General features: G+C 73.6%; 10 protein-coding genes. 6 read left to right on the top strand and 4 right to left on the bottom strand.

Annotated features, from left to right (window positions below):
* The 3 genes from KS423_RS29545 to KS423_RS29535 all read right to left on the bottom strand — a co-directional run.
* Nucleotides 1–1079: sensor histidine kinase (locus KS423_RS29545; RefSeq protein ID WP_224282834.1), on the bottom strand; the 1079-nt coding region annotated here is incomplete at its 3' end.
* A 267-nt stretch (nt 1080–1346) separates the two neighbouring features.
* Nucleotides 1347–2450, bottom strand: coding sequence for a serine hydrolase (locus KS423_RS29540; RefSeq protein WP_224282833.1), 1104 nt, complete (start codon nt 2448–2450; stop codon nt 1347–1349).
* A 140-nt stretch (nt 2451–2590) separates the two neighbouring features.
* On the bottom strand, nt 2591–3037 hold the full coding sequence (locus KS423_RS29535; protein ID WP_224282832.1) for an Lrp/AsnC family transcriptional regulator: 447 nt from the start codon (nt 3035–3037) through the stop codon (nt 2591–2593).
* Between the two features lie 93 nt (nt 3038–3130).
* Here KS423_RS29535 and KS423_RS29530 point away from each other — a divergent pair, with 93 nt between their 5' ends.
* Both KS423_RS29530 and KS423_RS29525 read left to right on the top strand, forming a co-directional pair.
* Nucleotides 3131–3949, top strand: a complete 819-nt coding sequence (locus tag KS423_RS29530; RefSeq protein WP_224282831.1) for an LLM class flavin-dependent oxidoreductase — start codon at nt 3131–3133, stop codon at nt 3947–3949.
* Complete coding sequence (locus KS423_RS29525; RefSeq protein ID WP_224282830.1) at nt 3946–4383, top strand: nucleoside deaminase; 438 nt, start codon at nt 3946–3948, stop codon at nt 4381–4383. Before KS423_RS29530 ends, KS423_RS29525 begins: the two co-directional genes overlap by 4 nt.
* Before the next feature lie 16 nt (nt 4384–4399).
* Here KS423_RS29525 and KS423_RS29520 read toward each other — a convergent pair whose 3' ends face one another.
* On the bottom strand, nt 4400–4837 hold the full coding sequence (locus KS423_RS29520) for a hypothetical protein (RefSeq protein ID WP_224282829.1): 438 nt from the start codon (nt 4835–4837) through the stop codon (nt 4400–4402).
* Between the two features lie 295 nt (nt 4838–5132).
* Here KS423_RS29520 and KS423_RS29515 point away from each other — a divergent pair, with 295 nt between their 5' ends.
* From KS423_RS29515 to KS423_RS29500, 4 genes are all read left to right on the top strand, one after another.
* Nucleotides 5133–6239, top strand: coding sequence for a low specificity L-threonine aldolase (locus tag KS423_RS29515; protein WP_224282828.1), 1107 nt, complete (start codon nt 5133–5135; stop codon nt 6237–6239).
* A 199-nt stretch (nt 6240–6438) separates the two neighbouring features.
* Nucleotides 6439–7017 (top strand): NADAR family protein, encoded by a 579-nt coding sequence (locus KS423_RS29510; protein WP_374120050.1) that lies wholly within the window; start codon nt 6439–6441, stop codon nt 7015–7017.
* A complete protein-coding gene (locus KS423_RS29505; protein ID WP_224282827.1) occupies nt 7014–8129 on the top strand; it encodes a hypothetical protein in 1116 nt (371 codons plus the stop codon). Before KS423_RS29510 ends, KS423_RS29505 begins: the two co-directional genes overlap by 4 nt.
* A gap of 68 nt (nt 8130–8197) precedes the next feature.
* Nucleotides 8198–9297 (top strand): hypothetical protein (locus KS423_RS29500; RefSeq protein WP_224282826.1); only part of this gene is annotated, 1100 nt, incomplete at its 3' end.

Raw genomic sequence — 9297 nt, 5'->3', positions numbered from 1 at the left:
CACGGCGGGGCGGTGGGCGCCGCCGGGACGGGCCCGGCGGCACGGCGCGGCAGGTCGGCCACGACCTCGAACCCGCCGTCCGGACGGGCCCTGTGGGTGAAGGCGCCGCCCGCGAGCCGGACGCGTTCGGTCAGCCCGACCAGGCCGCGACCGCCGGTGGGCGTTGCGCTGCGCGGGGTTGACGCAGATACCGAGGGCCCCGTCCCGGGAACGGCGGACGCGGGCGCGAACACAGGTGCAGGCGCGGGGCCGTTGGCCACCCGGACCCGGGCACCGTCTGCCGAGTACGCCACCTCCACGACGACGGGCGCCCCCGGCGCGTGCTTGGCGGCGTTGGTCAGTGCCTCCTGCACCACCCGGTACGCGGCGTGCTCGGAGGCACGCGGGAGCCCGTCCGGTTCGCCGGTGATCTCCGAGCGGACATCCAGGCCTGCGGCAGCCGCCTCGGCGACCAGGTGCGGAACGTCCGAGTCGGCCGGTCCGTGGGCCGCGGGGGTGCCGCCGACGCCCTCGTCCCCGTCGCGCAGGATGCCGATCACCTCGCCGAGCCTGTCGATGGCGGTGGCCGCGCCCGCCCGGATCTCCTGGACGGCCTCCCGGTGGGGCCGGGCCAGGTCGGGGGCGAGCTTGAGGGCCCCGGCACGCAGGGCGATCAGGCTGAGGTCGTGCCCGAGGGCGTCATGCATGTCCTGGGCGATCCGGGCCCGTTCGCGCAGTCGGGCCTGCTCGGCGACCAGCTGCTGCTCCCGCTCCAGCCGCTCGGCCCTCTCCCACCCGGCGCGCACGAGCTCCTGCGACTGCCGCCAGAACCGGCCCAGCAGCCACGGGCCCATCCCGGTGCTCACGGCGAGCGCGACGAACCGCAGGCCCAGAACGATCCAGGAGGGCACCGACCCGATCACCAGCACGCCGGCCGCGACCAGGACGGCGAACACCACCGCCGCTGGCCGCACCCGCTCCACTCGCAGTCCGGCCAGGAAGGAGAATCCGATCGCCGGCAGCGCCCACCAGAGGCTCGTGACACCGAACCCGATACACACGGACGCCACCACGGGCAGCGCCATCCCACTCATCCGCATGCCCACGACCCTACGAGGGCCGCCTGCGCACCGGATCTGTCGAAAGTCATGCCCGAGGCGCACCGCGCCACCACGCCACCACGCCACCGACGAGTCGGTCGTCCACGGCGTGACCGAGGAACTGACGGCCGCCGAGCTGCCGGAGCAGGACCTGGCGAAGGCGTCCCGGCCGCACCTCACAGCGGCCGGCCGCGCCCGGCACGAGCGCACCACCACCGGACCGCCGAGATCACCGCCCGTCCGTACGCCGGCATCCCGACGAGCGCCTCAGCGGCACAGCGCGGTGTCCACGACGGCTTCGAGGTGTCGGGTGACGGCGTCGTCGGCCGGAACGATGGTCACCGCGATGTTCACGGCGCGGCCGTCGTCGGTGGCGCCGCCCCGGGTCTCGTAGCCCGGGATGTCGCCGCCGTGCCCCCAGTAGACCCCGCCGCAGGAGAGCGGCCGGCTGAAGATGCCCAGTCCGGAGCCGATGCCGGTGTCCCCGACCGGGACGGTGGTCCGCATCTGGGCGAGCTGGGCCGCAGGCAGCAGGCGGTCCGGGATCAGCAGCTCGGTGAAGAACCGGTCGAGGTCGGCGTTGGTGGAGATCATCTGACCGGCCGCCCAGCCGGCCGACGGGTCCAGCTCCGTGAAGTCGGCCAGCGGCCCGGACGCGGAGTCCCTGCGGTAGCCCTTGGGGTGGGCTTCCCGGATGGTCCGGTCGCCCACGGCCGGGAAGTAGGTGTGCCGTAGCCCGATGCGCCGGACGATCCGCCGGTCGATCTCCTCGGCGAGCGGCCGGCCGGTCACCCGCTGGACGATCAGGCCGGCCAGCACGTAGTTGGTGCTGCTGTAGCCGAACCTCGCCCCCGGCGCGAAGACGGGCTCCTGCCGGAGAGCGATGTCCAGCAGTTCCCGGGGCTCGAAGTACCGGTACCGGAGGGAGGCTTCGTCCAGCTGCCCCTCGTAGTCGGCCAGGCCGCTGGTGTGCTGGAGGAGCTGCCGGACGGTGACGCCCCGTCCGTCGACGCCCTCGCCGCGGACCAGGCCGGGGAGGTAGGCGTCGACGGAGGCGTCGAGGTCGATCTTCCCCTCCCCCACCAGCTGGAGCACGACGACGGCGGTGAAGGTCTTGGTGTTGCTGCCGATCCGCACCTGCCCGCCGGCGGGGACCCCGGCGCCGGTGGCCAGGTCCCCCACCCCTGCCGTGTGGTCACGGGTCCTGCCCCGCCCGTCCCGGACGGTCGCGAGCGCGGCGGGCACCCCGTCCGTCCGCACCAGCGCGTTCAGCCCCTGCTGCACGACGTCGGGTGAGGCCGCGGCGGACACGCCGGACGGTGCCAGCACCCCGACGGCCACGGCGGTCGAGAGCGAGAGGGCGAGTGCCATGTGGCGGATCCGTGAACGGCGCACGAGTCAACTCCTGTGGAATCGTGGGGAGCAGGGAACTCCCCGGTCACGATCGCCAGTCTCGTCGCGCGGCGGACGGCCGGCCTCCCCCGATCGAGGGAGCGCCTTCGCCCTCGGCGTCAGGGCCGGCCGGGCCCGCGAAGCGGCAGCGTCCGGCTGTAGACGACGCTCGTGGTGGTGCTGCCGAAGCCGGCCAGCTCGTCCACGAGGGTTTCCAGGTGCTCCATGGAGGTCGCCGCCACCTTCAGGGTGTAGCAGTCGTCGCCGGTGGTGCGCAGGCACTCCAGGATCTCCCGCCGCTCGGCGAGCAGTCGGCGCAGCGGCTCGTGCCGGTTGCCCGGGTACTTCAGCCGGACGACGGCGAGCACCGGGTAGCCGACCTTCGCCAGGTCCACCGTGGCGTGGTAGCCGGTGATGACGCCGAGCGACTCCAGGTTCCGCACCCGTTCCGTGGTCGCCGACGGGCTGAGGGACACCCGCCGCCCCAGCTCGCTGAGGGAGACACGGGCCTCCCGCTGCAGCTGCCCGATGATCGCCCAGTCGGTGTCGTCAAGATTCACGGCCATTCCACGAATCTACCGGGAGAACCACGGCAGACAACGGCCAGGACCGGGAAGAGGCCGTTCCTTCCGCCATGATCACGCGGATAGCCTCGGAGCATGCAACTTGGCGTCAACGTACCGAACTTCGGGCCGGGTACCGACCCCGGCGTGCTGCGCGAGTGGGCCCGGACCGTGGAGGGCCTCGGCTTCGGCCTCCTCATGGTGTCGGACCACCTGGCGGTGACCCCGGACGTCGCCGAGCGGTACCCGGAGCCGTTCTACGAGCCGTTCACCACGCTGTCCTGGCTCGCCGGGACCACCACCGGACTGCGGCTGGGCACGACCGTGCTCGTCCTGCCCTACCGGAACCCGCTGCTGGTGGCACGGATGGCCGGCACCCTCGACCGGCTCAGCGGCGGCCGGTTCGTCCTCGGAGTCGGGGTCGGCTGGGCGCGCCAGGAGTTCGACGCCCTCGGCGTGCCGTTCGGCGCGCGCGGCAGACTGACCGACGACCACCTGAGCACGCTGCGGGACGCCTGGGCAGGTGAAGCCGGTGAATCCGACCGCCGAACGGTACCGGTCTGGGTCGGCGGCCACAGCGCAGCGGCGCTCCGGCGGGCGGTCCGGTTCGGCGACGCCTGGCACCCGCTGCGGCTCCCCCTGACCCGGATGCGGTCGGTCCTGGCCGAGCACCCGATGCCGGGGTTCGCGCCCCGCATCGCCCTGCGGCTGACCACCACGCCGGTCGACGACCCCGAGCGGCCCGCCGGCGTCGGCACCCTCGACCAGATCCTCGACGACCTGCGCCAACTGCGCGGTCTCGGCGCCGAGACCGTCGTGTTCGACCCCTACCACGGGGCCCCGGAGGAGACCCGTCGGCCACAGGAGGCCTGGCAGACCCTCACCACCGTGGCCACCCACTGGAGAACCGCGTGATCACCGAAGCCGACGAAACCCTGCTGCGCCGGGCCATCGCCATCGCCGCCCACGCGGCCACCCTGGGTGACGCCCCGTACGGCTCCCTCCTGTCCGGCCCGGACGGCGAGATCCTCGCCGAGGCCCACAACACCGTGCGTCGCGACGACGACATCACGGCCCACCCCGAACTGAAGCTCGCCCGCTGGGCCGCCCGTGAACTCTCCCCGGACACGGCCGCGCGCACCACGATGTACACCAGCTGCCAGCCCTGCGGCATGTGCGAGGGGGGCATCCTCCGTTCCGGCATCGGCCGGGTCGTCTACGCACTCTCCACGGAACAACTCGTCGAGCTCAACCCCGACTCGGGCGCCTGGCCGACCGTACCGACGGACGGCCCAGCCCTGCCCGAGGAGGCCCGAGCCCCGATCGCGGCCTACTACCGGTCCAGTTGACCCCGGCCGCCCAGGCCTAGACGAAGATCAGCAGGGGCCGGCAGACGGCCGAGAGAGCGGCCGCCGACCAGCCGAGTGCGGCCGGTCGGCGGCCGTACTCGGCACCCCGGGCCCGCTGGAAGGCTGCGGCCAGCAGGGCGATCGCCGCGATCGGCAGCGCGATCCCGAGCAGCATCGCGTCCGGGCGGCCGAACCCGAATCCGCCCAGGAGCAGAACGATTCCCGCGCACACCGCCGCAGGCCCGACCGCACACCCGGCGACGGCAATGGCAGATCGGAAGCCGTTCGGGCGGGCGCAGGCGAGTGCCACGGCGCACGGAACGAGGCAGGCCGTCGCGATCGTGTTCGCGATCGAGAAGCGGAAGCCGAACTTCGCGGCGCCGAGCACCAGCGGCAACGTGAACACCGCGATCGCCACCCCGACGAGCCCTCGGACACTCGCAGGCACCGCCATCGTGGTTCTCCCCTCCTGACCCGGCATCCCTGGCGCGTTCGATCCGACGGGGACCGGGGCTTCACCCTGTGTCGCGGTCCACCGGCGTGGACATCGATCGGCCTGCGCCCGGTTCCAGGGCCTGGACGTCGCTGCGCGCTTCCTACGCCGGACGCCTGCGCTCGTCCGTACGCGGGAGTTCGTCGAGGCGCGCGAGGTCCCGGGCGGGGGCACGCGCGAGGTCCTGGGCGAGATCCCCGCCCCGTACGGGGAAAAGCAGTTGGTCCGACCTCACTACAAGTTCGACAATCGCCGGATGATCGATGACCAGAGCGAGCTCCACCGGCGCCGTGCGGCCCGTATGACGTGCAAGCGCTTCCTCTCCGGCGACCGCATCCTCAGCATCCGCGAGCGCCTCGTCCAACTCGCCGCCCTGGACGGCCTGGACATCCCCCACGACTTCTACGGCAGCGACGGGCCGGTGCGGCAGCTGGAGGAACGGACCGCCGCGCTGCTCGGAAAGGAAGACGCGGTCTTCTTCCCCACCGGCACGATGGCCCAGCAGGTCGCCCTCCGCCACCACGCCGAACGCACCGGCAACCCGGCTGTGGCCCTGCACCCGCTCAGCCACATCGAGCGGCACGAGCGCCACGCGTACACCCAGCTCACCGGCCTGCGCGGCCTCTGGCCCACCACCGAGCAGCGCCAGCCCACGCCCGAGGAACTCGGTGCGCTCGGCGAGCCGTTCGGCACCCTGACGGTCGAACTCCCGCTGCGCGACCCCGGCTACCTCCTCCCCACCTGGGACGAGCTGACCGCCCTGGTCGCCGCCGCCCGCGAGGCCGGCGCCCGGGTGCACTTCGACGGTGCGCGGCTCTGGAACACCGCGGTCCACTTCGACAGGCGGCTCGACGAGATCGCCGCCCTCGCCGACAGCGTCTACGTGTCCTACTACAAGGACCTCGGCGGGATCAGCGGGGCCGCCCTCGCCGGCGACGCCGACCTCGTCGCCTACGCCCGCACCTGGTGCCACCGCTACGGCGGCCGGCTCGCCCAGCAGTGGCCGGCCGCCATCGCCGCCCTCCACGGCCTGGACACGGCCCTGCCCCGCATCCCCGGCTACGTCCACCACGCGGCCACCCTCGTGCCGGCCCTGGCCACGCTGCCGGGCGCACGCCTCTACCCGGAGGTCCCGCCCACCCACGAGTTCCAGCTCTGGCTGCCGTTCTCCGCCAAGGCCCTGAACGCCGCCCACCTGACGCTGGCCGAGCAGGAGGGGATCTGGTTCGTCTCCCACTGGCAGGATGCCGCCCCCGGCCTCGCCATGGCCGAGGTCAGCCTCGGCGAGCCGGCGCAGAGCTGGACGGCGGACGAGGTGACGGAGGTCGGGCTGCGGTTCCTGGAGCTGGCGGCTGCGGGCTGACCGAGGGGATCTTCGCGAGGCGCCTCGACCAGGGCTGCGCGGATGATGTCGGCGGCTTCGGGGATCGAACGACCGCGTTCGCCTGCCCCGAAGTCCCGCACGCGGGCGGGAGATCCCGGACGCCCGGCCACGGTACGAGAGCAATACGCCGCAATCAAACGGTTAGCGGACACGCACCCCTTCGTGTCAGACTGACGATATGAGCGAGATGCACGTGGCGGACCTTGCCGCCGTCCGCAGCCGCGAGGAGCTGGCCGCGCTGATGGCCGACGGGGTGCGGCCGAAGTGGGTGATGTTCTGGGGGCACACCGAGCGCAAGGGCGGCGGGACTCGGCAGGAGTGCCTGAGCCAGTGGTGGCCCGGCGAGTTCACCGTCGACGGGGTCGCGTACGCCTCCGCCGAGCACTGGATGATGGCCGGCAAGGCCCGGATGTTCGGTGACGAGGAGATCGCGCAGCGGGTGCTGGCCGCCCGGACGCCCGCCGAGGCGAAGAAGCTGGGCCGGCTGGTGAAGGGCTTCGACGACGAGACGTGGGTGGCCGGCCGGTTCGAGCTGGTGGTGGCGGGCAACGTCGCGAAGTTCGGCCAGGACGAGGTGCTGCGCGACTACCTGCTGGGCACGGGTGAGCGGGTGCTCGTCGAGGCCAGTCCGCTGGACCGGATCTGGGGCATCGGGCTCGCCTCCGACGACATCCGGGCCCAACAGCCCGCCGAGTGGCGCGGGTTGAACCTGCTCGGCTTCGCACTGATGGAGGCGCGGGCGCGGCTGGGCGCATGAGCGGGATCGCTCCGCTGCTGGACGGGACGGTGGTGGCCTCGGCCGCTGCCGCCCTGGTCCTGGCGCCGAGGGTGCTGCGGCGCAAGGCCCCCGCCGGGCGCAACGGCGGCGCGCTCGGGCCGGAGCCGGCGCTGGCGGCCGTCGTCGCGCTGGTCTACCTCAACCAGGTGCTCGTCGCGGTCTACGTGAACCGGGTGCACCACGGGGACGTCTCCTTCATCACCCGCCACCTGCCGCCCGGCTGGTTCGACGTCCCCCGCCTGGACTCCCTCGCCGCCCGCTTCCCGGCCCCGGAGCTGCTGGCCCCGTCGGTGCTCCGGGTGCAGGCGTTCCTCGAACTGCCGCTGGTGCTGCTGGCGTTCGTCGCTGTCGTCCGCCGGCTGGACGGTGCGCTGTACGTCCGGCTGGCCCGCTCGCCGCTGATCCCGCTCGCCGCCGCCTCGTACACCGTGGCGTTCTGCGCGGTGGAGTGGGACCTGCGGAACCCCTACACGGTGGACGACCTCGTCCTGCGCGCGACCGCAGCCTTCCTCACGCCCCCGCTGATCGCCTGGCAGGCCCGCCGCGAGCCCCCACCGGAGGCCGGACCCGCCCGCAGCCTGTTCCGCTTCACGCTCGACCTGTGGGCGTACGGCCAGCTGATGCTGGTGCTGTACGACACCGCGCTGCTCTACAACCTCGCCCGGCTCGGCGATCATCTCCCCTCTGCCGCGGCCGCGTTGGCGGTGCTCGTCGCCACCCGCGCCGTCCCGTCCCGGTGCCCGCGCCCGCCCGGCCCGCATACCGCCGCGCTCGCCGGGACGATCGGCCGGGCACTCGCACTGTTCCTCGTCCCCGCCCTGGCGATCCGCTACGCGGAGACCTTCGGCACGCCCGAACTCGCCGCCCTGGCCGGGCTCCTGGTGATCGGCGCGGCGGCCCGCCGGGACGCACCGCTGCTGCTGATCCCCGCCCTCGCGGGTGCGGCGGTCGGGTACGCCGTCGCGGCCTTCGCTCCCGGTCCGTACTACGAGGCGACCCTGCTACGGAGCGCGACCGGCGCACTTCTCGCAACGACCGCCCTCTGCGCGCTCCTTGACACCGCTCGGACACGACTGGTCGTGCACTCTTAACTCCCACGCCACATACTGACGCCAGGATGTCACGCAGTCAGGGTCTGGATGGACAGGGTGGGGCGATCATGCGCATGCGGCCGACGGCACAATCCGCAGGCCAGCAGCCGGAGGGCGAGCAGCAGGCCGCCGAACTCCGCGCGGAACTGGACGAGTTACTCCGTGCGAGCCGCTACGCGAGTCAACGTGAACGACGCCTGAACGAGGCGATCCGCGCCACCCCGGGCCGCCAACGACCGGACGGGGAACTGCTGCGACAGCTCGCCCAGGCGCGCACCCTCCGCGAGGGCCTGGGCGCCCGCTGCCTCCAACTCAGCGACCAACTGGAGGCGTTGGAGAGCCGGATCAGACAACAGCAGCAGCCACCACCACCCCAGCAGAGCCAGCAGAACCAGCAGCAGTACCAACAGCAGCCACCGCAGCAGCAGGCCCCGCCGCCGCCCGTCCGCCCCGATCTCGGCGCCCTCACCGAGCGGATCACCGCCCTCCACCGGGCCGGATCCCTCGCCGAGGCCACCGGGGTGATCGACGCGGCCGCCGCCCGCCTCGCCCCCTCCGACGCCGCACTGCTGGTCGGCATGCTCGCCAAGTACGGCCCGACCGGCGCCTCGCTCCACCTCGCCCGCGGCATCTCCCGGTCCGCACCCGACCACTGCGTCGCCGTGCTCGCCGAGCTGCGCGAGCTGGGCCTGGCCGAGGCGGCGGCCGAGGTGTTCCACGCCTTCTGGGGCTACCCGGCCGCCTCCGTCCCCGGCCTGCTCTGCGCACTGGAGCGGGCCGGACTGACCGCCGACAGCGCGACACTGCTCTGGGAGTGGGGGTCGGCGCCGATACCCGAGCTGACCTCCCTGGCCGCCTGCCTCCAGCAGCACGGCCGGGCCGGCGACGTCCGGACCCTGCTGCGCCAGGCCGCCGGTCGCTCCACCGCCGACCTCGCCGCTCTCGCGGCCGGCCTGCCGCCCGCGCTCGCCACCCTCCTGCTGGGCGAACTGGCCGTCCTGCGCCCGCCCGTCGAGGTGGTCAGGCTGGCCACCGCCCTGGACGGCGCCGGCGATTCCGGACTGTACGCCCAGCTGCTGGCCGCGCTGCTCGCCGACGAGGCCCGCCACCGCACCACCCTCGCCGCCCTGCGCACCGCCGGCCTCCCGACCCGCCCGCCCGCGGCCCC

This window comes from Streptomyces sp. LS1784, assembly GCF_020103755.1.
Lineage (GTDB): Bacteria > Actinomycetota > Actinomycetes > Streptomycetales > Streptomycetaceae > Kitasatospora.
Note: the sequence above shows the minus strand (reverse complement) of the source record. Positions and strands in the feature narration are given on the sequence as shown.